The sequence below is a fragment of the Streptococcus sp. M143 genome, assembly GCF_000162495.1.
GTDB classification, from domain to species: Bacteria; Bacillota; Bacilli; order Lactobacillales; family Streptococcaceae; genus Streptococcus; species Streptococcus dentisani.
The window spans coordinates 335,695-358,487 of sequence record NZ_GG730097.1 but is presented as its reverse complement, the minus strand read 5'-3'; the positions used below and the strand labels follow the sequence as shown (position 1 = coordinate 358,487).

20 protein-coding genes and 1 pseudogene are annotated in these 22,793 nt (G+C 38.2%); 6 read left to right on the top strand and 15 right to left on the bottom strand.

The features are described from left to right. Positions 1–4: 4 nt before the first annotated feature. Positions 5–877 (bottom strand): iron uptake system protein EfeO, encoded by an 873-nt coding sequence (gene efeO, locus HMPREF0850_RS08400; protein ID WP_000732986.1) that lies wholly within the window; start codon positions 875–877, stop codon positions 5–7. A gap of 234 nt (positions 878–1,111) precedes the next feature. Here efeO and HMPREF0850_RS08395 point away from each other — a divergent pair, with 234 nt between their 5' ends. Then, on the top strand, positions 1,112–1,807 hold the full coding sequence (locus tag HMPREF0850_RS08395; protein WP_000136039.1) for a VIT1/CCC1 transporter family protein: 696 nt from the start codon (positions 1,112–1,114) through the stop codon (positions 1,805–1,807). 39 nt (positions 1,808–1,846) lie between these two features. Here HMPREF0850_RS08395 and HMPREF0850_RS08390 read toward each other — a convergent pair whose 3' ends face one another. After that, positions 1,847–3,835, bottom strand: a complete 1,989-nt coding sequence (locus HMPREF0850_RS08390; RefSeq protein WP_000489338.1) for an ABC transporter permease — start codon at positions 3,833–3,835, stop codon at positions 1,847–1,849. A gap of 1 nt (position 3,836) precedes the next feature. Next, complete coding sequence (locus HMPREF0850_RS08385) at positions 3,837–4,595, bottom strand: ABC transporter ATP-binding protein (RefSeq protein ID WP_000173378.1); 759 nt, start codon at positions 4,593–4,595, stop codon at positions 3,837–3,839. A 445-nt stretch (positions 4,596–5,040) separates the two neighbouring features. On the opposite strand from HMPREF0850_RS08385, the gene HMPREF0850_RS08380 reads away from it, so the two are divergent. Both HMPREF0850_RS08380 and HMPREF0850_RS08375 read left to right on the top strand, forming a co-directional pair. Beyond that, positions 5,041–7,023, top strand: coding sequence for a DUF1430 domain-containing protein (locus HMPREF0850_RS08380; RefSeq protein ID WP_000832037.1), 1,983 nt, complete (start codon positions 5,041–5,043; stop codon positions 7,021–7,023). Between the two features lies 1 nt (position 7,024). Continuing rightward, complete coding sequence (locus HMPREF0850_RS08375) at positions 7,025–7,675, top strand: ABC transporter ATP-binding protein (RefSeq protein WP_000571615.1); 651 nt, start codon at positions 7,025–7,027, stop codon at positions 7,673–7,675. Positions 7,676–7,779: 104 nt separating this feature from the next. Here HMPREF0850_RS08375 and HMPREF0850_RS08370 read toward each other — a convergent pair whose 3' ends face one another. The 3 genes from HMPREF0850_RS08370 to HMPREF0850_RS08360 are packed head-to-tail and all read right to left on the bottom strand — an operon-like array spanning position 7,780 to position 10,677. Next, positions 7,780–8,052 (bottom strand): PspC domain-containing protein, encoded by a 273-nt coding sequence (locus tag HMPREF0850_RS08370; protein ID WP_001092792.1) that lies wholly within the window; start codon positions 8,050–8,052, stop codon positions 7,780–7,782. 59 nt (positions 8,053–8,111) lie between these two features. Continuing rightward, a complete protein-coding gene (locus HMPREF0850_RS08365) occupies positions 8,112–8,561 on the bottom strand; it encodes a SprT family protein (RefSeq protein WP_000778610.1) in 450 nt (149 codons plus the stop codon). Further along, a complete protein-coding gene (locus HMPREF0850_RS08360; RefSeq protein ID WP_000359120.1) occupies positions 8,548–10,677 on the bottom strand; it encodes a Tex family protein in 2,130 nt (709 codons plus the stop codon). Before HMPREF0850_RS08360 ends, HMPREF0850_RS08365 begins: the two co-directional genes overlap by 14 nt. A 136-nt stretch (positions 10,678–10,813) precedes the next feature. Between HMPREF0850_RS08360 and HMPREF0850_RS13225 the strand changes: the two genes are divergently transcribed. From HMPREF0850_RS13225 to HMPREF0850_RS08345, 3 genes are read left to right on the top strand one after another with little or no spacing between them, the layout of a single operon-like run. Continuing rightward, positions 10,814–10,945 (top strand): SPJ_0845 family protein, encoded by a 132-nt coding sequence (locus HMPREF0850_RS13225; protein ID WP_000268696.1) that lies wholly within the window; start codon positions 10,814–10,816, stop codon positions 10,943–10,945. After that, positions 10,946–11,851 (top strand): permease, encoded by a 906-nt coding sequence (locus HMPREF0850_RS08350; protein ID WP_000142573.1) that lies wholly within the window; start codon positions 10,946–10,948, stop codon positions 11,849–11,851. Next, on the top strand, positions 11,848–12,666 hold the full coding sequence (locus HMPREF0850_RS08345) for a TIGR03943 family putative permease subunit (protein ID WP_000617739.1): 819 nt from the start codon (positions 11,848–11,850) through the stop codon (positions 12,664–12,666). Before HMPREF0850_RS08350 ends, HMPREF0850_RS08345 begins: the two co-directional genes overlap by 4 nt. 663 nt (positions 12,667–13,329) lie before the next feature. Here HMPREF0850_RS08345 and HMPREF0850_RS08340 read toward each other — a convergent pair. The 9 genes and pseudogenes from HMPREF0850_RS08340 to HMPREF0850_RS12810 form a co-directional block, all read right to left on the bottom strand. Beyond that, entirely contained in the window at positions 13,330–13,941 is a 612-nt protein-coding gene (locus HMPREF0850_RS08340; RefSeq protein WP_001070708.1) for a tetratricopeptide repeat protein, read from the bottom strand. A gap of 17 nt (positions 13,942–13,958) precedes the next feature. Then, positions 13,959–15,008 carry a hypothetical protein gene (locus HMPREF0850_RS08335; RefSeq protein WP_000521317.1) on the bottom strand — a complete coding sequence of 350 codons (1,050 nt, stop codon included), beginning with the start codon at positions 15,006–15,008 and terminating at the stop codon, positions 13,959–13,961. Positions 15,009–15,016: 8 nt separating this feature from the next. Then, the gene (locus tag HMPREF0850_RS08330; RefSeq protein WP_001194461.1) at positions 15,017–15,790 is read right to left on the bottom strand and encodes a nucleotidyltransferase domain-containing protein; all 774 of its coding nucleotides are present in this window, start codon (positions 15,788–15,790) and stop codon (positions 15,017–15,019) included. 17 nt (positions 15,791–15,807) lie between these two features. Then, positions 15,808–19,158, bottom strand: coding sequence for a DEAD/DEAH box helicase family protein (locus HMPREF0850_RS08325; RefSeq protein WP_000526306.1), 3,351 nt, complete (start codon positions 19,156–19,158; stop codon positions 15,808–15,810). Between the two features lie 28 nt (positions 19,159–19,186). Then, entirely contained in the window at positions 19,187–19,873 is a 687-nt protein-coding gene (locus HMPREF0850_RS08320) for a restriction endonuclease subunit S (RefSeq protein WP_009013969.1), read from the bottom strand. Then, positions 19,818–20,782 (bottom strand): annotated as a pseudogene (gene xerA, locus HMPREF0850_RS08315) (site-specific tyrosine recombinase/integron integrase). The gene HMPREF0850_RS08320 and the pseudogene xerA overlap by 56 nt, the downstream one beginning before the upstream one ends. 121 nt (positions 20,783–20,903) lie before the next feature. Beyond that, the gene (locus HMPREF0850_RS08310; protein ID WP_000219498.1) at positions 20,904–21,317 is read right to left on the bottom strand and encodes a type II toxin-antitoxin system death-on-curing family toxin; all 414 of its coding nucleotides are present in this window, start codon (positions 21,315–21,317) and stop codon (positions 20,904–20,906) included. Then, on the bottom strand, positions 21,314–21,550 hold the full coding sequence (locus tag HMPREF0850_RS08305) for a hypothetical protein (RefSeq protein WP_000260606.1): 237 nt from the start codon (positions 21,548–21,550) through the stop codon (positions 21,314–21,316). Before HMPREF0850_RS08305 ends, HMPREF0850_RS08310 begins: the two co-directional genes overlap by 4 nt. Positions 21,551–21,632: 82 nt before the next feature. Then, complete coding sequence (locus HMPREF0850_RS12810; protein WP_000756132.1) at positions 21,633–22,787, bottom strand: restriction endonuclease subunit S; 1,155 nt, start codon at positions 22,785–22,787, stop codon at positions 21,633–21,635. Between the last annotated feature and the right edge of the window lie 6 nt (positions 22,788–22,793).

Sequence of the window (22,793 nt, the reverse complement as noted above, 5' to 3'; positions counted from 1 at the left end):
CTGCTTATTCTCCATCAAGAAATTTGCCCATTTGTGATAGAGGTTCACCAAGTTTCGTCACGGCTTCAGCCAATTCTTTGGTGTCTTCTTTTGTTAAGTCTGTATAGAGTTTGTAGTGCTCCTTGTCTGTCATATGTTTGTCCAACAAGCTATTAACAGATTTGAAATCAGCTTCTAATTCTTTAACTAGGTCAGCATCTGATTTTTCTAGTAAAGGTTTAAAGAGTTGGAATATCTTTTCAGCTCCCTCGATATTAGCGCGGAAGTCGTACAAATCAGTATGAGAATAAATTTCTTCTTCACCTGTAATCTTGCTTGTCGCTACTTCATTAAGCAAGTCAACTGCCCCTGTCAACATAATCTTGTGATCGACTTCAACAGTCGCTACCTTAGCCTTCAACTCTTTGATATCGTTGACTAATTGTTCCCCATAACTTTCAGTTCCTTTAGTTGTGTTTTCTTCCCAGAGGATTCGTTCGATACGGTGGAAACCAGACCAACCTTCCTCAGTCTTATTTTCATCCACATAGTCTGCTAGACGAAAGTCAATCTTAACATCAGATTCACCAAAACTCTCAGCGATTGGTTCTGAACGTTCATAAGCCATACGAACAAGTGGATAAGCTTTCTTGGCTTCCTCCAATTTTCCGTTTTTTAAAAGCTGGACAAATCCTTCTGTATCCGTTAAAAGCTTATCAATTTGTCCTTGAACAAAAGTCTTATAATCTGCGGTTGCCTTATCAAGTAATTTTTGTTTATCATCTGATAAAGCTGTCACCTTAGAGGAATCATTTGTATCGGTTGATTTTTCAAAACGGACTGCACATGCTGTCAATAGCAAAGCTGAAGATAAAAGGACAAAACCTAGTTTTTTCATTGTATACTCCTATTGGTTCAGAAGACCTGAATTTATTTTACGTTCCATTATAACATCCTTTCCTTAATTTTTTAATAAATTATCAGAAAATTTAATATTTGAGAATTTGAAGTAGCATTTTCCAGTAAAATTAGAGAGGGCCTAAAAATTAGAATCGTAGAACTTTTTTCAGATAGTTTAAAAAGTTTGTATTCCCCTTCTCTTTTCTCTATAATGGAGAGAAAGGAGATGACTATGACAGAAATAAAACATGAAATTGATGCAAACTTTGCAGGCCGACTCAATATCCTGCGCGCGGGTGTTCTCGGTGCCAATGATGGAATTATTTCCATCGCTGGGGTGGTTATCGGAGTTGCCAGTGCGACGAGCAATATCTGGATAATCTTTTTATCTGGACTAGCCGCTATCCTCGCTGGTGCTTTTTCAATGGCAGGTGGCGAATATGTCTCTGTATCCACTCAGAAAGACACGGAAGAAGCCGCTGTTGCCAGAGAACAGTTGCTCTTGGATAAGGACATCGAATCTGCAAAACAATCCCTCTACGCAGCTTACCTACAAAATGGTGAGTGTGAAACGTCCGCCCAACTCTTGACCAACAAGGCCTTTTTAAAAAATCCCCTCAAAGCCTTGGTAGAAGAAAAGTATGGAATCGAGTACGAAGAGTTTACCAACCCTTGGCATGCTGCTATCTCTAGCTTTATCGCCTTTGTACTGGGAAGTCTTCCTCCTATGCTTTCCATCACCGTCTTTCCAAGTGACTATCGTATTCCAGCAACTGTTCTTATCGTAGCCCTTTCCCTTCTTATTACCGGCTATACCAGTGCTAAACTAGGCAAGGCTCCTACGAAAACAGCTATGATCCGCAACCTCTGTATCGGACTTCTCACCATGGGAGTAACCTTCCTCTTAGGACAACTCTTTAGTATCTAAGATAAAAGAAATACCTCGACCAGCATCGAGGTATCTTTTTTACATTTGCACAATCTTGCGATAGCTTCTTGAGGTAATCATAAAGATTAAAACATAGACGATGAGGAAGATCGCACAAATCGACAAAGTGACAGTCAACATCATGGTCGCATCTAGTACCCCAATGACTTTTAGGATGAGGCTAAGCATATGATAGGCAAAAGCAAGGTGTAGGAAAGCAAAGAGCAATGGGAGGAAGAAAACAGTTAGGACCTGTTTATTAATGGTTTGCTTGATTTGCTTTTGATCGAGACCGACTTTTTGCAAAATGATGAAGCGTTCACGGTCTTCATAGCCTTCAGAGATTTGTTTGTAGTAGATGACAAGAACAGTTCCCACCATAAAGATGATAGAGAGGAAAATACCGATAAAGAAAACTCCACCAAAGAGAGCACTCACCTGCGCACTGCTATCAGCCAGATTACTTCCGTAAACATAGCTTCCTTCTTTGTTTAATTCTCTATTAAAGTTGTTGACGAATTTTGAATAGTCATCTGCAATTTTAAGCTGCTCTTCCTCGCTAGCCGTTACGTTCATACCACCATAGTATTGATTAAAGATGGAAGAATTAGGATACTGGTCAAGAAAGGCTTTCAAGTCAGGAACAACCAGATAGTTATAGTCCGAAGTTAGAATATTGTACTGATTTGGGACATGTTCAAGAATAAAATCTTTTTTTATTTCTTCCTTTATTGTATAGGTCTGGTCATTTAGAGTCAGTTCTTTCTGTCCTTGAAGTTCTTTGTTTTTAGTAAACAATCCGACTTCCTTACCTGAAAGTGCAAGTTTTTGCCCCGTCATATTCTCATAGTCTTTTTGGTCAAAGACCATAAAAATAGTTTTCGGTTGAACGCGATTTTGACCTTTCTCAAAAATTGTCAATTTCGTACCTTCTTGATTTGCCACACCAAAGTTACTGTATGTAAGGACTTCTTTCTTTGTTACAGTTAATCCCTTATCGCTAGCATACTGGCTCAAGAGTTTTTCGATGTCTTCTTTTTCAACATTTTGCCCTGTAATCCCAAAATCATGCGGATTCATGACTTTCTTGAAAGTCTCTGAAGCCTTGAAGACGCTCGTTGTAGCAGACATAGTCACCAAGACCATAGTTGAGAGAATAGCAATCGTCGCTAGACCAACCGCATTTTTCTTCATGCGGAAAATGAGATTGGATACGGAAATCATGTTATTAGGTTGGTAATAGTAACGCTTATTTTTCTTCAATATTTGTAGAAAAACTGTGATCCCTGCATTAAACAAGAGATAGGTACCAAAGATTACCAACAAGACTGCTACGAAGAAAATCAGAACAGCAGAAAGTGGGTTTTCGACTGTTATTGCTAGGTAGTAACCAGCTACTAGACTGATTAGACCTAGAATGGTTTGGAAACCTAAGAATCGTCCTTTTTTCTCACCACTGGCTTTTTCACGAGAGAGCTGAAGGGCATTCATGCGTGCGATACGAAAGGCATTGATAAAAATCAAACCTAGGAAAATAGCGCCAAAAACGATAAGAACTAGGATAAAAACTATTGGTTGGAAGGTCGAAACGAGCTCCACCTTCATTTTCATCAACTTCAGAAGAAGGGCAAAGATTAGCTTATCAAAGAGAGCTCCTAGGCCGAGACCAGCTGTCAGCGTTAAGGAACCAAAAATAAGAAGCTCCTTAAAAACCATACTGATCAAATGGCGCTTTTCAAGACCCAGCATACCATATACACCCAGCTCCTTGGAGCGGTTCTTCATGACAAAACTATTGGCATAGAGGACAATAATTCCAGAAGCGATGGTAACAACCACCATACCGAGAGCGAGGATCATAGAGATAGTTTCTCCCCCTCGGATCTTGCCAATATTAGGATTAAGTGACAAAGAGTAAAAGAGATAGGTGATGGTCACTGCTAAGAGAACTGCAAGGGCAAAGGGATAGTAGAGTTTGCGGTTTTTGATTAAGTTCGAAACCGCTAACTTATTGGTCAATCGAAACATACTAGTTCACCTCGCTTGCCATGACAGTCAAGGTATCAGAGATTTCTTGGAACATCTGACGTTCGGTCTTGTCTCCACGGTAGATTTGGTTGTAGAGGATCCCGTCCTTGATAAAGAGAACACGCTTGGCCCTGCTGGCTGCAGCTGTTGAGTGGGTTACCATGAGAATGGTTTGCCCGCGTTCATTGATTTCATCAAAAACATCCAGAAGAGCTGCAGATGACTTGGAGTCAAGTGCCCCAGTTGGCTCATCCGCAAGGAGAATTTCAGGTTCTGTGATGATGGCGCGTGCTACTGCTACCCGCTGTTTTTGACCACCAGAGATCTCGTAAGGGTACTTCTCTTGCAATTGGTTGATACCCAAATTTTCAGCTGTCACTACCAATTTCTTCATCATCTCCGTGATGGGTTTTCGTGATAAAACTAGCGGAAGCAAGATATTGTCCTTAACAGACAGGGTATCTAGCAAGTTAAAATCTTGGAAGACAAAGCCCAACTTCTCACGACGGAAGCTAGAAGCCTGAGAATTTTTAATGGTTGCTGTATCTGTTCCGTTTAGGTAAACCTGCCCGCGAGTTGGTTTATCCAGCATAGCTAGGATGTTGAGCAGGGTTGATTTCCCAGAACCAGACTCTCCCATGATGGCAACATAATCACCCTTCTCTACGGTAAAGTGAATGTTCTTGAGAGCCTCTACTTGGTTGCCTTGGAAGCGTGTTTTGTAGATTTTTTGAACGTGTTTTACATCTAAAAGTGTCATGATTTTCTCCTTCTTAATATCCCATTAATTGAAACTGTGCTTGCATCATAGCGCACCCCAGTTGAACACGCTCGATATCTTTTTGACTTGGTTTTCTTCTTTTCTTTTGTAAGATTCTTTTCATGGTTTTACTCCTTTGTTCTTTATGAGTCTAGTTTATCGCAAAAAAAGACGGCTTGCCATAACCTAACCTTACAAAAGAGACTTTAATCTTACATTTTTGTAAGATTGAGGAATTTTTTTGAAAATGGCTACTATAAGAAGTCCTGTCATTGCTTGTTTTATTCTTAAAAAAATAGTAAAATTAAGTTATGAAAAGGCTTTCCTTAACATCTTGTAAAAGAATTGGCTTTCTGCTAATTATTTTTAAAGGTGCTAAACTATCATTCGTATCACTGCTATAAGGAGGGAGGTTCAGCTCCCTCTTTTTTAGAAAGAGGTTCCTATGAAACGTGTTTTTCTCTTCATCAGCAATCTTCTTTTAACTTTCTTCCTCATTGCCACTCTGTCCTTTTGGAAAGAAGCTCTTCCTCAACGCCTATTTCCAGGTGTGGCTGTACTCAGTGGTCAAGTCGATTATACTACCCTCAAACAAGAATTAGACAGCCTTGCTAGGAAACATAATAGTCTCATCGCAAGAACTATTTGGGAAGTGGATAGTGATGGAAAATCAAGAACTCTCTACGAAGCTTTTGGAGATGGGCAACTCCCAGACTGGATGCCTCCAGCAAGTCAAGAAAGCATTCACAAGAGCGATCTTCTCAACAACTACAATATTATCAGCGGATCCCTAACTAGTCAAGAATTGGCTACTCATCTGAAAGAACTTGGACTAGAAAAAGCGAATGCATTTGAAAATGACAGAGTATCCTTCGTACTGGCCATCTTTACCCAACCTGATCAGCTCATCAGTATGTTAATCTTTTTGCTGACTTTCTTAGCTTTAATTGTTATCGGTCAGATTCAATCTCTTTCTCAGTCAGGGATTCGATTGATTTCTGGAGAGCGGCTGAGCTATCTCTTCTTTCGTTCTCTCGCAAGAGACGGACTTGATATCCTTCTTTTTGGTCTACCTGCTTTGCTGATAGCATGTATCTTGCTCATTTCCTTGGGATATCCTTATGAAGTTCAGACTTTTCTAGGAATACTTTTTATTCTTTACAATAGCCTACTTCTCTTACTTAGTCTTCTAATTGCCTTTCTTTTTACCATTTCTTTAAAAAAAGTCCATCTCATCTCTATCATCAAAGGAAAATTACCAATCAAGTCAATTCTACGCATTCTCTACTTTGGTCAGGTACTTGCCATTCTACTGGTTATTGTAGGATTTGGACGAATGTCTACTTACTATCATATCCTTGAGAAAAATGAGGCTGGACAAGCTACTTGGGAACAACGCTCCAATGTTATTACTCTTCACACAGGGCGTTCCAGTCAGATGAAAAATTTAGATGAACTGCAGACAAATGCTGATAAATGGTTTGACTTTATTCAGCATGCTATAGATAATGAGAATGCCTTCCTTATTAAACATAATCTAGTTGAGCAAGCTACCTCAAATCATAATGAAACTGAAAATAACCCTTATGGTGTGGAAGGAAAAAATATTCTCTACGTCACGCCCAGCTACTTCCAAAAGGAAGATATGGACTTATCATCAGAAACCTTTCAAAAAATCAACACCCTCAAAGATGGACAGATTCTTGCCATACTCCCAGAAGAACTACAAAAAAATGAAAAAGATATAAAATCAACCTTGCAACAAGAGTTAACCAACCGATTATACAGTAGCAAGTCTAATCAAACTGTCGAAGTTAGTATAGCTTATACCAATCAAAAAAATGATGTATTTCTCTATAATACCAGCCATATCGCTTATGATCAATGGTTATCAAATCCCATCTTTCTTGTGCTTTCTCCTAAAGTACTTGGCAAGGCTTCCTCCATCTTCTGGTTTACAAATCTAGAATATCTCTATTTTACAGACCTCCACCAAACACAAGAACTTTTGAAACACTATCAACTTGATCATATGGTCTCAAGGCTATCGCCTGCTAGGGAAACCTATCTCCAGTTAAATCAAAAAATTAAAATCGAAATTTTTAGTAACTTAGCGAGTTCTATGTTTGCTATTTTGACTTCAATTTTGCTGTTTACAAGTTTAAATCTGCTCTATTTTGAAGCCTTTCGCAAAACCATATTCTTGAAAAAAATAGCAGGCTATTATTTCTTTGAATTACACAGTAGATATATCACTTCTCAAATAATAGCTCTCTTTCTCGGAAGTGGTCTAGCTTTCATTATTTCTAAGAATATCTGGATTACCCTGATCCTATTTTTCAGCTTTTTAAGTTTAGCCGTTCTTCTATTGAAGATCTTTGATAAGAAGGAAAGCAAAACCTATGTTAGCATTATCAAAGGAGGATAGTATGATTGAATTACAACATATTTGGAAACAATTTGGTTCTCGTATTATTTTTTCAGACTTGAATCTGAATTTTCAAAGTGGTATGGTGTATGCTTTGATAGGAGACAGTGGTTGTGGAAAAACCACTTTGCTCAATATGCTTGCAAAACTAGAGACTTTCGACAAAGGAGAAATAGTTTACAAAGGAAAGTCTTTGACTTCACTAAAAAATGAGGAATTCTATCGTAACGAGCTAGGTTATCTCTTCCAGAACTTCGGACTATTAGAAAGTCAGACCATTCGAGAAAACCTTGAGCTGGGACTGATTGGTAAAAAGAAAAACAAAAAACAAGAGAAAGAGAGACTTCTTCTTCAAGCACTGCAAGCTGTCAGACTGGATTATCTAAGTCTCAACCAAAACATCTATGAATTATCTGGTGGTGAAGCTCAACGCGTAGCACTTGCTAAGATTATCCTGAAAGACCCTCCCTTAATTCTAGCTGATGAGCCTACCGCCTCGCTAGACCCCAAAAATTCCAAGGAAATTATGGAAATTCTCCTTGAACTTCGTAATGCTAATAGAACAATTATCATCGCAACTCACAATCCTAGTATTTGGAAAATGGCTGATCAGGTAATTCATCTCTCTCAAGATGGAAAAGAATATACTTAAATATCAAAATCCCTTGTGGCTAAATAACCACAAGGGATTTTCAGTCATTTATGCTACTTCTTTTAAGTAACATAGTGCAAATAATAAATTTTCCCTGTTAAATCTCACCAAAACCAGCCATCATTGTCTTCAATGGCTTGGGCTTCCTTGCGTTTTCGTGGTCCTGTTCCGTACATTTCGGCTTCGATTTCTTCCTTAGTTGGCAGGATAGAGGCGAGGATGATGTAAATAATCACGCCAATCCCAAAATTTGATATGGTAAAAATGGCGAAGAGAAAGCGAACTAAGGTTACATCAAAATTCCACTTGTCTGATAGACCAGCTAAGACTCCCGACACCATACGATTTCGTCTCATTTTATAAAATTTTGTATTCATGATTGTTTCCTCTTTCGGTATTCTTACAACTAGTATAGCATGAAACAGGGGCACAAACATCAGTCCTTAGGCCGATTTAAGATGACGAGTTTACCATGGCAGACGCCACAGCGATAGCGTTTCGTGTCAATCTTCCTCTTGCGTTGATAGCATTGCTGGCAGGATTGGCACTGATAGACTAGGTAGGGGATTTTAGTTTGTGCTTTCAAAGGTGGTACAAAGCGCAGTCCATCCACTTCTTTCAAAAGTTCCTTAAAATCTCGGTCCTTATGCTGATACCCCTTTTTCTGAAAATAAAGGTGATAGTGACAGAGTTCATGGCGCACAATCTTGCGAAAGACTTCCAAACCTAGTTCCTGATAAACCTTGGGATTAAAGTCCAAATGCCCATCCTTGGGGAAAAATCGCCCACCTGTCGTTCGCAGACGAGAATTCCACTTGGCATGGTGTGTAAAAGGTCTACCAAAATCTTCGAGGGAAACAGACTGAACGTACTCAGTCAGTTTCATCTGGAGCCAGGAGCGACAGATTGACTTTTTCACGTTCAGTATCGATTTTCTTAACCCAAACCGTTACCAAATCTCCGACTGACACCACTTGGCTGGGATGTTTGATAAATTTACGACTCATATGGGAAATATGAATCAAGCCATCCTCGTGAATCCCGATATCAACGAAGGCACCGAAGTCAACGACATTCCGCACCACTCCTTCCAGCTTCTGGCCGATAACGAGATCCTTGATATCCAGAACATCTTGACGGAGAACTGGAGCATCAAAAGAGTCACGGAAATCTCGACCTGGTTTGAGAAGGTCTGAAATAATATCTTTAAGGGTTTCTGGTCCAAGGTCTAGTTCTTGCGCCATTTCCTTGACAGAAAGTGACTTAAGCTTATTTTGTGCTTCTTCATTTAAGTCCTTGATATCCAAACGTTTGAAGAGTTCCTTAACGGCAGCATAGTTTTCTGGGTGAACTCCAGTATTATCAAGAATATTGCTACTTTCAGGGATACGGAGGAAACCAGCAGCCTGCTCAAAGGCTTTGGCACCTAGACGAGGAACCTTCTTGATTTGAGCGCGTGAAGTGATTTTTCCTTCTTCTTCACGGTATTTGACGATATTTTCAGAGATGGTTTTATTGAGTCCAGCTACGTGGGAAAGAAGAGCTGGGCTGGCTGTGTTAACATTGACACCGACTTGGTTGACCACCGTATCGACGACAAAGTCCAAACTCTCAGACAGTTTCTTTTGACTGACATCGTGTTGGTATTGACCGACACCGATTGACTTAGGATCAATTTTAACCAATTCAGCGAGGGGATCTTGCAAACGACGGGCGATAGAGATAGCAGAGCGTTTTTCAACGGTTAATTCTGGAAATTCCTGACGCGCAAGTTCGCTGGCAGAGTAGACAGAAGCACCGCTCTCATTGACGATAACATAGCTGACTTCTGGAAAATCTTTAAGAACTTCCGCCACAAAGGCCTCACTTTCGCGACTGGCCGTTCCATTACCAATGGCAATGATTTCCACACTGTACTGACCGATCAGGTCGGCTAAGTCTCTCTTGGCTTCTTCAATCTGACGAGATGATGCTGGTTTAACAGGATAGATGACTTGGGTCGTTAGCATTTTCCCCGTCGCATCAACGACAGCTAGCTTGGCACCTGTACGAAAGGCAGGGTCAAACCCTAAAACCACGCGCCCTTTCAGCGGAGCAACCAAGAGGAGATTTCGCAGGTTGTCAGAAAAGAGTTGGATAGCTCCTTCTTCTGCCTTCTCAGTCAATTCTGTCCGAATGCGTCGCTCAATAGCAGGCAAGACTTTTTTCTTAACAGATTGCTGGATAACTTCATCAATATAGGCGTTTTTCACCTTGAAACGAGCAGCAAAGAAAGCTAGGATACGATCCGTCGCATGTTCAAAACCAACCTTCAAGATGCCTAATTTTTCCCCACGATTGAGTGCTAAGGTACGATAGCCCTGCATGTTGCCAACTGTCTCTGAAAAATCGTAATAAATCTGAAAAACTTGTTTTTCATCAAGACTTTCATCCTTGACCTGCGAAGTGATTTTAGAATGTCTCAGCACCTCCTGATAGGTCATAGCACGTAGATTGACATCTTCGGATAAGGCTTCTACCAAGATAGCAACTGCACCAGCCAAAGTTTCTTGACCAGTCGCAAATCCTTCACAGACAAACTTCTCAGCCTCTTTCTCTAAGTCAGCTACATTCTGCAAAATCAAGCGCGCAAGAGGGAAGAGTCCAGCTTCACGGGCAATGGTTGCCTTGGTCCGACGCTTTTCCTTGTATGGAAGATACAGTTCTTCTACATCTGCTAGTTTTTCGGCAGCTAAGATAGCTTCTTCCAATTCCTTTGTTAGCTTGCCTTGTTCTTGAATCTTAGCCAAGACAGCTTCCTTGCGGTCATTGAGATTAGTCAGGCTTTTATCCAAGTCTATAATGGCCTTAATCGCCACCTCATCCAAACTACCAGTCATATCCTTTCGATAACGCGCGATAAAGGGAATCGTCGCCCCTTCGGCAGTCAAACTTAGAACGGTATCGATTTGCTTTAACGTTACACCCAAATCTTGGGAGATTTTTTCATATTTTTTATCCATAAACCTATTATACCATAAGGAACAAAGCTTGTTTCACCTTACCTGTTTTTACCTCTTTGATTATCAAAATAAAAATAATCCCTTTTCCGCAAAATAATAGTATAATAGAGGTAGAATTTAGAAAAGAGGTAGGCCCATGGCTGTTAAATTTACAAAAACTGATGACTTGGACAAAATGTTTGAAGAATTTGCCAAACTTCCTGACTTAACACAGGTCACTTTTCCAGATGACAAAGATAAAAAAGAAAAAGTTGAGAAGAAAAAATAGATGACTTTTTTCCAATCACTTCCTCCTAGTGCATTACAAGCGGGAGCTATTTTTCTCTCCATTATCATCGAGGCTCTGCCTTTTGTTCTGATTGGGAGTCTCATTTCAGGCTGGATCGAAGTCTATATCACACCAGATAAAGTCACTGAATTTCTCCCTCGCAATCGTTGGGGGAGGATTTTTTTTGGTACCTTCATTGGCTTTCTCTTTCCCTCTTGTGAATGTGGAATCGTCTCGATTATCAATCGTTTTTTGGAAAAGAAAGTCCCCAGCTACACGGCCGTTCCCTTTCTGGTGACTGCTCCCATCATCAATCCTATCGTTCTTTTCGCTACCTATTCTGCCTTTGGCAATTCCTTAAAAATTACCATCTTTCGAGCCCTGGGAGCGATTTTAGTCGCTTTGGTTCTAGGGATTTTCCTAGGATTTTTCTGGAAAGAATCCATTCAAAAAGAGAATCCTATTGCTTGTCATGAACATGACTTTTCACACTTGACTCCTGCTAGAAAAGTCTTTCAAGTCTTTATACAAGCTATTGATGAGTTTTTCGATATGGGGCGCTATTTAGTCTTTGGCTGTCTCTTTACAGCTATCGTACAGGTCTATGTCCCGACTCGGATCCTGACCTCTATCAGTGCTAGTCCATTCCTTGCGATTCTCTTGCTCATGTTTCTTGCCTTTCTCCTCTCTCTTTGTAGCGAGGCGGACGCCTTTATTGGTGCTTCTCTCCTCTTGAGCTTTGGCCTAGCACCAGTCCTTGCTTTTCTAGTCATTGGCCCCATGCTTGATATCAAAAATCTCCTCATGATGAAACACTATCTCAAGGCCAACTTCATCTGGCAATTTATGGGCATCGTGACTCTGCTTGTCTTGCTTTATTCTTACATGATAGGAGTGATGCTATGATTCGATTTTTCATTCTACTGGGTTATTTTGCTCTGACCCTTTACCTCAAGCTATCTGGCAAGCTCAGTCACTACATCAACCTCCACTATTCCTATCTAGTCTATATCTCCATGGTCCTTTCTCTTCTGTTGGCCCTGGTCCAATTCTACATCTGGATTAAGAAAATCAACTCACACAGCCATATGGAAAGTCGTCGAGCTAGACGAATCAGCATCCTGTTACTGTCACTACCTCTGTTGATTGGAGTTGCCTTTCCGACAGTAAGTTTGGACTCGAGAACCGTATCTGCTAAGGGATATCATTTCCCACTTGCTGAGGGAATCGACACAGCTATTCAGGCAAGCGAAGGCACATCCAGTCAATACTTCAAACCCGATACCAGTACCTATTTTTCCAAATCTGCTTATGAAAAGGAAATGAGGACCACAGCTGACAAATACCTCGCCCAGCCAACCATTCAGGTTACAGACGAAAACTATATGGAGGTCATGGAAGTTCTCTATGACTACCCTCAAGAGTTTGAAGGAAAGAAAATCGAGTTTACAGGCTTTGTCTATAACGATCCTAGCCATCAAGATAGCCAGTTCCTCTTTCGCTTTGGAATCATCCACTGTATCGCCGACTCTGGAGTATATGGACTCCTGACTAAGGGAAACTCACGCCAGTATCCTGACAATACCTGGATTACTGCCAAAGGAACTCTCGCTCTCCACTACCATAAAGAACTCAAACAAAAACTCCCAACACTGGAAGTTGAGAGTTTCACAAAAGTAGACAAACCAGAAAATCCCTACGTTTATCGTGTGTTTCAATAAAAAGTGACCCAACAACAGACAAATTACTTTTTAAAGTAGCTTGTCTTTTTTGTTCTCCTAGTTCAACAAAATCAACACACAACCTTTCAAACAATAGAAAAAGTCCCAAGAAATAAGATTTCTCGAGACCATAAAAATGTTAATAAGATAGGGTTGACAATTATCACACATTATAGCTTAACTGCAATAGAGTTGTGATAGAAAACGTTAATTTACTAGAAAAAATAAAACTCATATTAAACTGAATATTTCAGTTTCTTACTGGCATAAAGCTATTTGAGTTTAATTTAACAACCACTAACCTCTATTAACGCCACCAAATGCTGAACCAAAAACGGAAGTAGAATCCTAAGAACATAATGTGCACCTCCTTTTGAAAAACGTTTTTCCATCTCAACTATATTATATATTTTCTTGTGGAGAATTGCAAATTTTTTCAGTCAAATTACTAGCTTTTTTCAAAAAAATATGATAAAAGACAAAATTTTATATTAAAAATAGTTATTTACTTTCGGTTTCTGTAAAATGAAGACATAATATAAATGCACTAAGCTTGATTTTTTCAGTCAAACTTCATAGTTTCCAGTTGTTGAAATTATGAACTAGCCTCTTTTCTGCGCCATGAATCTCCGCTTTTTACTGTTTTTCTTCAGCTCAGTTGGACTACTTCTCATTTTGTAACAAAGCTATTACCTCATCTGCTCCAATTTTATCCTCAGCTTTTTCAAAGAGTTGAATAGATTGATAAAAATAATCTCGTGATTTGACTGAATCTTGCTTCAGATAAATCTCTCCCATCCCTCTATAGGAACAGGCTTGGGCAATGAAGTCCTCAGTTGTCAAAGCAAAATCTAGGGATTCTTGCATATAGCTTTCTGCCTCTTCTAGATTTCCCAACTTTAAACGAAGGTAGCCTTGTTCATAGTTGTTAACAGAAAATTTCAAAGCATCATTGGGAAAATATTTTTTTATAATTTGCATTTCCTGATCGATATAGAGTAGAGCTTTTTGAAAATGACCCATTTCACGGTAAACCATCGCTAACTGATGATAGCCTATATGTTCATTTTCTTGGTCACTTTTAGTTCGGGCTAAGTCAATATAACGCTGGTAGATACTTAAGCACTCGTTATAATTTTGCTCTTCAAGATAGATATAGCCCATCAAATTTAATAAACTAAAATTAGTGCAAGTTTCCAAAGAAAAATCAGCTTCAACTAATTTTTTAGCCTCTTCAATTTTGCCTTCAAACAATAATTCCCATGCTTGATTCATGCTTATTCTCCTGCATCTTACGTTGTATAGAAATCTATTGATAAATCGCTATCAGACTTGTATTTTTTCCAAGCTAAACTGAAGCCATAATAATCTTCAAATTCAGGGTGCCAGTCATAATAAAGTGGGATACGACTATATTTTCTTGCAACAACTTCGTCTTCAAATTCTGGAGATTCCCCTGCAGTAATACCAAATTGAAGACCATTTAGTTCCCAGCTATTGCCCCAAACATTTTCATCCGAGAGAACATCGATCCATCTAGAAGCATCAATATCAAAATCTGCACATAATTCCAGTTCATAGAATTTTCTACAATTAATCTCTGAAGGCTTAATATAAAGGGCACCTTCTACTTGGTACTTTTTATCTCTGACTTGAATCTGTGTAATTTTCATTGGAATCGGAACTCCATTTAATTCTAACCAGAAATAGCCTAAGGGAGTTTTGATACTATAATATTGCTGATTAGCAGGTTTAGAATTTTTAGAGCAAGCATCAAGAATTCTTCCAAGCTTAATTAAATTTCTACAAACGATTTTTGAAATGAGTGGGTCGAAATATGAATACCTACGGATGACTCGTTTTAACTTTTCAACGGGAAAAGTGATATCCTTTGGTAGGGCATGATACTTCTGTACAACTAAAGCAGTTTTCTCAGTATTTTCCTTCCCTACTGGGACAATAACAGCATGCCCAATATGGATATTTGGGTCATCGCAGATATAAGTATAGCCATTCCCTCCCTCCTGAAACTCAACAACAACAAGATTTAGCTCTTGATCCGGATCAAAGAGAGGTTCAACCTTTTCTGCTTCTTGGCGTTCATAAAAAGTAAAGCAATCTCTACCCCCGTCTTCGCCAAAAACCATGAAACTGCCACATTCAGGGCACTTCCACATATAAAAGGATGCTTCAGAAATCTCATCATAAGAAATTTTATTATGGTCGTCAGCTTTATTCATGATTTCTTCAAACAACTCATCCGAATAAACTGAATAAGCATTTGGATCGGGCGACCTATGGTCATTCATCGCTTGCCCGCATTTACATGTCCATTTCCCCATAAACAACCTCAGTCGTGGCCTAATTCTTCAAGGAAAAATTGATTTAGAGCTTTCCAGTCTCTTTTATCCTCGCCAACACTTTGGACGTAGGCATCCAGTTCTTGAATATTATCTAAAATATAATCTTGAATTGGCTTTATAGGCTCAATTTCCATACCTTCAGGACCGTTTATCTTAATGTCAAGCAATCTTGAAACATGCTCCTTCATTTGAGACGGCAGCAATTCTTTCACCAAATCATCAAATAAAATCGGAGGGATTGAATGGTATTTTTCGATCCAACGACAAGCCAAAATAGGACGAAGCGCGTAGAAATACTTTTTAGGTTTGACCTTGTCTCCTGAAAGATACTTATTCATTTGAGTTCTAGCAGTGTTCAAGTAATGGTGGAGCATTTTCTTCTCAGAAAAATACTGGTTGGCAAGAGGACGTATACGCTCGATAAAATCCGTTTGTTGATAAACAATTGGTGACTGTAACCATTCAAACAGTGTTGGATTTGACTTATAAAGGAGTTTTAAAGTCTTGTCTAAATCCCAGCCACTCACATCCCAAGTATCGTCAATTGGTAACTCGATAACATCACGCCGTTCATTCAAATGGAGATAAAAATCTCGCTTGTGTTTGTAGATAAATCGCACATCAAAGTCACTATCAGGAGACTCAAATCCCCAGGCACGACTACCAGACTCAATAGCCCACAAAACTCTGATATCATAATCACGCTCAATTTCTGCTAATTTTCCAGGTACCAAAACATTCATTTCTTCTTGCGTTTGCATTTACAACCTCTTATTATTTATGCTGCTTCTCCAGCTCGATCATTGATGAGTTCAATTGTTTGGACAATATTACGAAGTACAGGGAGTTGGTGTTGAAAGAGTAGTTGAACTGAACCATACGATTTAAACGGCTCTTGTGTTAAAACTTTGGTCTCCAAGCAACCATTCTCTACAATGTAATCTACAATCAATTTCACAAAGGAAATCTGCTTGGCATTTAGACTCTCATCCGATAAAAATTTAGAAAAAACTTGATTGGCAGACTCTCTATCCAAACCAATAATCTCACGAACCAATCTAGGAATTGCTTTATTTTCATAATGTTGTAGGTAATCTGACTTGCTACCTAATTTCTCCCACAGCAATGTTTCAAGTGCAAGCAAATCCTGAGAGGTCAATTTTTCATTATGGTATAACTTAGAAATTGCTTCGTCATCTAGATGAGTTTTCAAATAATGTTCAACTTTTTCATTATAAGATCGCAGGTCATTGACCTGTAAATATGGCCTGGTATCATGGACAGTGGAAAGAATATGATCATCAAAATTGACATAATATACACTACGTTCCGTTTTATCCAGAAACTGTAGTAAATCTCGAAGTGCAAGGCGTATTTTTTCCAGTCCAGATAAACTAACTTCTTCCCAAAATTCAGGTTCTTGTACTTTCCTGATGATTTCAGCCTGTGCAAAAACCTGTGGTATATTACCAACAGAAACAAGAGCTTTAGCCGTTTTCATAACTTGAGAAATATGGACAGTTGCTGGCTTGGCTAATAGTTGTCCTAACTGTATCTGAAACAACCATAAATCAAATCGTCTCGCCATCTCATCCTCTTTATTTTCTTCAAAAAGAAGCGGAGAAAGATCTTTCTGGATTGTTTCACTTGTGACGGTCGTTAGATTTTGCCAATTTTCCAACTTCCTATAAGTGTAAACTGTATCTAAGACCATACGAACCCTAAAGTCTAACTCATTTAAGCTCAGCATACGTCCATGAAGTTCTGTGACGAGTTGCTGACGGTATTCTCTAGCAAACTGATTATCTTGATAATGAAGGCCCTGCAATTCTCGAATCAAATCCACCTTGATGTTAAACAAACGTTGAGTCAGAGGAACAATGTGACGGCTATCTCCTGCTCTTGAATCAGTTTTGAAATATTCAAAATTATCACCATAATCGAATACCAAGAAATTTTCCTTATCCTGCTCGGGGCCGAATAAATCTTTACAAAGACGGGTTCCACGACCAATCATCTGCCAAAACTTGGTTTTAGAGCGTACTTTCTTGAAAAAGACTAAATTAACAACTTCTGGTACATCAATACCTGTATCCAACATATCAACAGAAATTGCGATTTGAGGGTACTTCTCCTTAATTTTAAAATCGTCAATTAAGGTTTGATAATACTTAATGCTATAATCAATCACTTGAGCATAGTCGCTTCCTTTTTCAGGATAGCGTTCGTTAAAAATATCTCTGATATATTCAGCATGGCGATGATTTTTAGCAAAGATAATGGTTTTACCAATTTCATCACCGGAAGCTGTCTGAATCCCTCTTGTCATTAGTTCATCTAGAACAATTTTGACTGTTTTTTTATTGAAAATAGAGGTATTAAAATCTGCAGGATCAATATCTTTCTCAGAACTACCATCTTCAAATTGGCTATCAAAATATTCTTTTTCGTCTTGGGATAAATCATCGTAATGTAGACCATCCGTAGGTAGTTTCAACTTGGTTTCAATCGAATGATAAGCTACTAAATAGCCATCTTTGACAGCCTCTTCCAGATCGTATGCGTATGTTGGAACACCATTCTCCAAGTTAAAGAAACCGTAGGTATTTTTATCTAAATCTTGACGTGGAGTGGCAGTTAATCCTACAATCCTTGCATCAAAATAATCAAAAATTGATTTGTATTTCTGATAAATAGAACGGTGAGATTCGTCAATTATGATGAGATCAAAGTGTCCAACAGTGAAGGGACGTTGATTTATTTCTTCTTGATCACTAATCGCTCCTATCATGGTCGGATAGGTTGAAAAAACCATTCGACTAGATCGAGCACCATCTTTATCCTCTAAGAAATTGCAAACTGAAAGATCTGGAAGTAATTTCCTAAATGAATCATAAGCTTGCTTAACTAGGGAAGTTCTATCAGCCAAAAAAAGAACATTTTTTACCCAGTTATGACGCGATAGGATATCAACTAGAGAAACCGCTGTACGGGTTTTCCCAGAACCAGTTGCCATAACCAAGAGTGCCTGTCTGCGATTATTAGAGAATGCTTCGCAGACACTTGTAATCGCATGTTTCTGATAATGACGCCCAGAAATATCGTCCCTAATTTTACTAGAAATATCCTCGAGTGGTTTTTTCAAGTGACGTCTGTCCATCAAAAGTTGCAACTCTTCTTGAGAGTAGAACCCTGCAATCTGGCGACGATTAACACCATCAAGTATATAGTGCTTTAAACCATTGGTAATAAAGCAAATTGGCCGATAGCCGATTTGTTTCTCAAGGACTTCAGCATATTCCTTGACCTGAACCTCCCCTACTTCTGGATTCACAGATGCCTTTTTGGCCTCAACAATTGCTAGAATTTTCCCATTTTTACCATAAAGGACATAGTCACAATATCCAGTTCCTTTCCCATGCTTCAAACCATGAACATCTACCTCAACACGACAGTTTTCTTCAAATGTCCAACCCGCTAAACGAAGATCGATATCAATAAAGAGTTTTCTTGTCTCTGCTTCAGATAGTTGATCGATATGGAAAGATACATCTTGCCGTAGAGCTGCTGTTTCACGTTTTTCAGTATAAGTCTCTTGAATAGCTAGGGACTGACTAGCCATCTGTTCATCGAAATCAGGAAGAACTGGCAAACTGTTTTGTAATTTCGCCATAGATTGTGGCGTTTCTCGAAACTTGATGTTTGCTGAAAGTGGCAATAACTGCTCGTCGAAATAACGCTCCACAAACTCGTTACTGTAGCAATAATCAATAAAATTGACAAATTGATACAAATGATGCAAAGCCAAAATCGCTTCTCGTTCCTTAATTTCTCCACCATGTGCAGCATGATTTCCCCATCGAATTAAAAGAACAATCTGCCTATGGAGCTCAGGATCCACAATCTCTCTAAAATCATCATTCCATACCAAAGAAGATAAGGTAGCACGATAGGGAGCTTCTAAATATGAATCGTGACTATATATCCAATGAACAGCCTGCTCCAAAGCACGACGCGCCATAAAAGCAGTAGCCACAGTAGATGTCGCAATCATATTTTCAGCTTCTATACAAGGCTTTGAAAATGACTCGTACTCTGCATTTTTTAAAAGAAAGCTAAAATTTCCCATTTTTCTCTCACTTTGAATAAAAATATACCTATATTATACTAGATTTCAAGCTATTTCTCCACAGTTTTATAACTATCTCACAAGCAAATTGTGATTTGTCGACTTGAGCCACAAAGTCTGCGAACTCGTTTTGGAGGGAAAGAGGGGGGAGGGGGATGTATAATTCTTCAATCTGATTTTTTGTTATCGCTTGACGGGTGGCGCCTGAACTTTCTCCTATTTTCAGTAACAAACTCTTAAACTCTGAAGTTATTAGAAGTTGATTTAAAAATATTGGTGATAATAAGTGCTTTTTACAACGAATTATAGAAACGTGCTGATTAACTCTCGCAGGCAAAATATTTTGAGGAACAATACAGCAACGAGATACAGATGCACCTGTAATATTTAGCAAAACATCGTCGGATTCAACAATTACATTATTTAATTTTTCAGCCTGAACATTAGTTAGATAAGCTAAATCTTTGAAAATAAACTTACCATCATATACATTCATACTTCTAATAAGTGCTATCCCTTCGTTGACATAACTTTCTCTTCCTCCTCTAGGTGTAGCCCCTGAACCAATTTTTAATGTTAATTTTGATAATCTATGTTTTTCCCAACCCATTTCATTCAGAACAGGATCCCCAAACATCTCGTTAAATCGGGATTTGCATTTAAGAGATGAATTTTTGGTGCGAATGTTTAACGTTGCTTTGGTTAACCATGGCATAGGCCAGGGTTGTATCAATTTTGCTGTGACCAAGTAGTTTTTGGACCTGTTCGATAGGCATTCCTTTATCAATCGCCTTAGTCGCTAAGGTTCTTCTGAATTTATGTGGATGAACCTTTTGTATTCCAAGTTTATGTCCTAACTTTCTCAATCGAATCTCGACACCCGCAATTCCAAGTCTCTGAGCTTTTCCAACTAGCGTTATAAAAAGAGCAGGATGGCTATCTTTTCTATCATTGAGATAGTTTCTTAAATGAATTTTCGTACGAGCATCAAAATATACGGGTCTTTCTTTTTTCCTTTTCCAAAAACAACACACTCTCTGTTTTCAAAATCGATATCAGAACGATTCAATTGGACCAGTTCTCCTACACGCATACCTGTTGATGCTAGTAGGTCAATCATTGCCAAATCTCTTAAATTTTCACAGTTATCCCGCATAATTTCCAGATGTTCATCCGTATAAGTTTCTTTTACAGTTTGTTCTGTCTTAATTTTTTTAATCCTTCGAATAGGGTTCTTGATGATATACTCCTCTTGCTCAAGCCAAGCAAAAAAAGAAGACAATATACGCCGAATATTGTCCAAATTCGCCTTACTACAGTCCTTTTCAGACTGATAATTTGCTAGATAACTTCTTAAATCATCTGTTGTCAGTTGTGTCACAGACTCCTTAATATCATGAAACAAATTTTCAATTGTTCTCTGATAATAACGTATTGTTTTTGCGCTACAGCCCTCCACCTGCTTAGCAGTTATAAATAGTTGCAACAGATTATTATTCGAATACTTTTGCTGCTTTTTTCCATCCACTAGATGGCGTTCTAAACTCTCTCTCAATGCTAGTAATTGTTCATTGTTTAAAAGTGGTAACATTTCTTGTATGATAATTGTAACTTTTGATTCCATAAATTCTCACTTTCATTATTACTCATCAATAAAAAGAGGCAATATCAGTTTCTGCATTACAGAATTCTAATATTGCCTGTTCATTTATTTTCTTATGCTCATTTCAATCCAGCATACTATCTCACTTTTTGACCTTTTCTCTGATAGAATGTTCAGAAATCCATTTAGAGTAGCTTATCATTTTTTCATCAGTTAAAGCTTCTACCGCTATAGTCACGCACATATCAACCGCTTCTTCCACGGAAACAGTAAAGTGATAACCATTTAATTGTAAAAACTTCACCAAAACAAAGAAGGCCGTTCGTTTATTGGCATTGGCAAAAACATGCTTCTTTATCAATTGGACAAATAATATTGTTGCTTTATCAAAAATTGTTGGATAAAGAGGTTTGCCAAAAACAAATTGTTCTGGTAAGTTCACAATCATATTTAACGCTGAAGGACTAACTGTTTGAATTTGCTCCTTTGGAGAATACCGTTGAATTACTAAAGCATTGATTTTTTCAATTTGCTTTTCTGTTAGATAGACTGTCATTTTTCCACCAAAGCTTTGAAAACATCGTCGTATTCATCAAAAATTGTATCCAATTTTAAGTTAAAGGCATCATCAGAAACATAAGAGATCTGATGTTCCGATTCTTCAGGAGTAAAGATAATTTCACCACTTGGTAACAATTTTGCTTCGTATTTAACACCACTTGGAATATTGAACTCGCTTGGAATCGTAATGGTGATTGAATTTCCTTGTTTTCTTGTTTTTACGACCATCTGATTTCCTCCTTTGAAGTATTATAACAAATAATTACGGTAATTACAATGATAGTGTAAAACTGCTATTTCATCTCGAATCTTAACCGAAATACTCCTGCATAAGTGATTTTTTCAAAGTTTCCAATTCTTCCAGAGATTTTTGAATTGCCAATTGTGATTTGTCGACCTGAGCCACAAAGTCTGCGAACTCGTTTTGGAGGGAAAGAGGGGGGAGTATGAAATCTAATTCACTATATTGTTTTGCATTGATATTTGGTTGTGCAACTGTATTCTGAACTTTAGCAATAAAATCATTATAGAACTTTGTATTTGTAAAGTGATAAACGAAAACAGGGTTTACTAATGAAAGATTAGGGATTAGTCTAATCAAGTATCCTGCATATAGGGCTGGACCATACTTCTCTTTCGAATATAAAAAAGTTTTTCCAACTGTAGCTCCACTTCGGGCGAACAATATATCCCCAGTATTTAATAAATATTTCTCGTCATAATGGCTAGGTGATTTTTTGTCAAGTTTCAAGTTTCCACATTCATCAATATCAGTTATACGAATATATCTTAATCCTGAAAAGTCAATTGCTGATGCCCCTGATCCGTAAGCCAATTTTTCTATTGATATATCCTTTAACTTACATCTTCTCCATCTCATTTCATTAAAAACAGGATCCCCAAACATCTCGTTAAATCGGGATTTGACGAGCTCGTTCAATTTTTTATTTTGTTCTTTACGACAGCAAATTAATCGTTCAATCAAATTTAACGTACTAGTAATCAACTCTTGTTGCTCAACTGAAGGATAAGTAATCTCTACTTTTTTTAACCAGTCTGTACTTAAATTTTTTTGAGCAACACCATTAGAACTTCTTATTGCTGACTGCTCAAACAGATCTGAATTAAGAAATTGAAATACATATTCTTTGGAAATTAAACTATCAATAGTTCTTAAACAGGCAACCCGTTGATTTAACGCAGCAGGAAGCATTGTTTTACTTATTAATCCTACTCTTCCAACATTTCCTGTTAAAGACATAAGCAAATCATTTTCTTTTAAAATATACTTCTCGATTGAATTTGTATATTCAATTGGATAGTATTTGGGATCACTATCTTCGATGTATCCTTTTTGAACATTAGTAATTCTTATAATACGAATGCCTTCATTAACATATAGCAAACTCTTGAAGGCAAATCCATTTAATATCTCACAAACTTCCCCCAACTTCACTTTTTTCATACATCC

Coding starts and splice junctions, on each gene's coding strand:
- efeO (WP_000732986.1), bottom strand. CDS start 877: ATGAAAAAACTAGGTTTTGTCCTTTTATCTTCAGCTTTGCTATTGACA.
- HMPREF0850_RS08395 (WP_000136039.1), top strand. CDS start 1,112: ATGACAGAAATAAAACATGAAATTGATGCAAACTTTGCAGGCCGACTC.
- HMPREF0850_RS08390 (WP_000489338.1), bottom strand. CDS start 3,835: ATGTTTCGATTGACCAATAAGTTAGCGGTTTCGAACTTAATCAAAAAC.
- HMPREF0850_RS08385 (WP_000173378.1), bottom strand. CDS start 4,595: ATGACACTTTTAGATGTAAAACACGTTCAAAAAATCTACAAAACACGC.
- HMPREF0850_RS08380 (WP_000832037.1), top strand. CDS start 5,041: ATGAAACGTGTTTTTCTCTTCATCAGCAATCTTCTTTTAACTTTCTTC.
- HMPREF0850_RS08375 (WP_000571615.1), top strand. CDS start 7,025: ATGATTGAATTACAACATATTTGGAAACAATTTGGTTCTCGTATTATT.
- HMPREF0850_RS08370 (WP_001092792.1), bottom strand. CDS start 8,052: ATGAATACAAAATTTTATAAAATGAGACGAAATCGTATGGTGTCGGGA.
- HMPREF0850_RS08365 (WP_000778610.1), bottom strand. CDS start 8,561: ATGAAACTGACTGAGTACGTTCAGTCTGTTTCCCTCGAAGATTTTGGT.
- HMPREF0850_RS08360 (WP_000359120.1), bottom strand. CDS start 10,677: ATGGATAAAAAATATGAAAAAATCTCCCAAGATTTGGGTGTAACGTTA.
- HMPREF0850_RS13225 (WP_000268696.1), top strand. CDS start 10,814: ATGGCTGTTAAATTTACAAAAACTGATGACTTGGACAAAATGTTTGAA.
- HMPREF0850_RS08350 (WP_000142573.1), top strand. CDS start 10,946: ATGACTTTTTTCCAATCACTTCCTCCTAGTGCATTACAAGCGGGAGCT.
- HMPREF0850_RS08345 (WP_000617739.1), top strand. CDS start 11,848: ATGATTCGATTTTTCATTCTACTGGGTTATTTTGCTCTGACCCTTTAC.
- HMPREF0850_RS08340 (WP_001070708.1), bottom strand. CDS start 13,941: ATGAATCAAGCATGGGAATTATTGTTTGAAGGCAAAATTGAAGAGGCT.
- HMPREF0850_RS08335 (WP_000521317.1), bottom strand. CDS start 15,008: ATGGGGAAATGGACATGTAAATGCGGGCAAGCGATGAATGACCATAGG.
- HMPREF0850_RS08330 (WP_001194461.1), bottom strand. CDS start 15,790: ATGCAAACGCAAGAAGAAATGAATGTTTTGGTACCTGGAAAATTAGCA.
- HMPREF0850_RS08325 (WP_000526306.1), bottom strand. CDS start 19,158: ATGGGAAATTTTAGCTTTCTTTTAAAAAATGCAGAGTACGAGTCATTT.
- HMPREF0850_RS08320 (WP_009013969.1), bottom strand. CDS start 19,873: ATGCCATGGTTAACCAAAGCAACGTTAAACATTCGCACCAAAAATTCA.
- HMPREF0850_RS08310 (WP_000219498.1), bottom strand. CDS start 21,317: ATGACAGTCTATCTAACAGAAAAGCAAATTGAAAAAATCAATGCTTTA.
- HMPREF0850_RS08305 (WP_000260606.1), bottom strand. CDS start 21,550: ATGGTCGTAAAAACAAGAAAACAAGGAAATTCAATCACCATTACGATT.
- HMPREF0850_RS12810 (WP_000756132.1), bottom strand. CDS start 22,787: ATGAAAAAAGTGAAGTTGGGGGAAGTTTGTGAGATATTAAATGGATTT.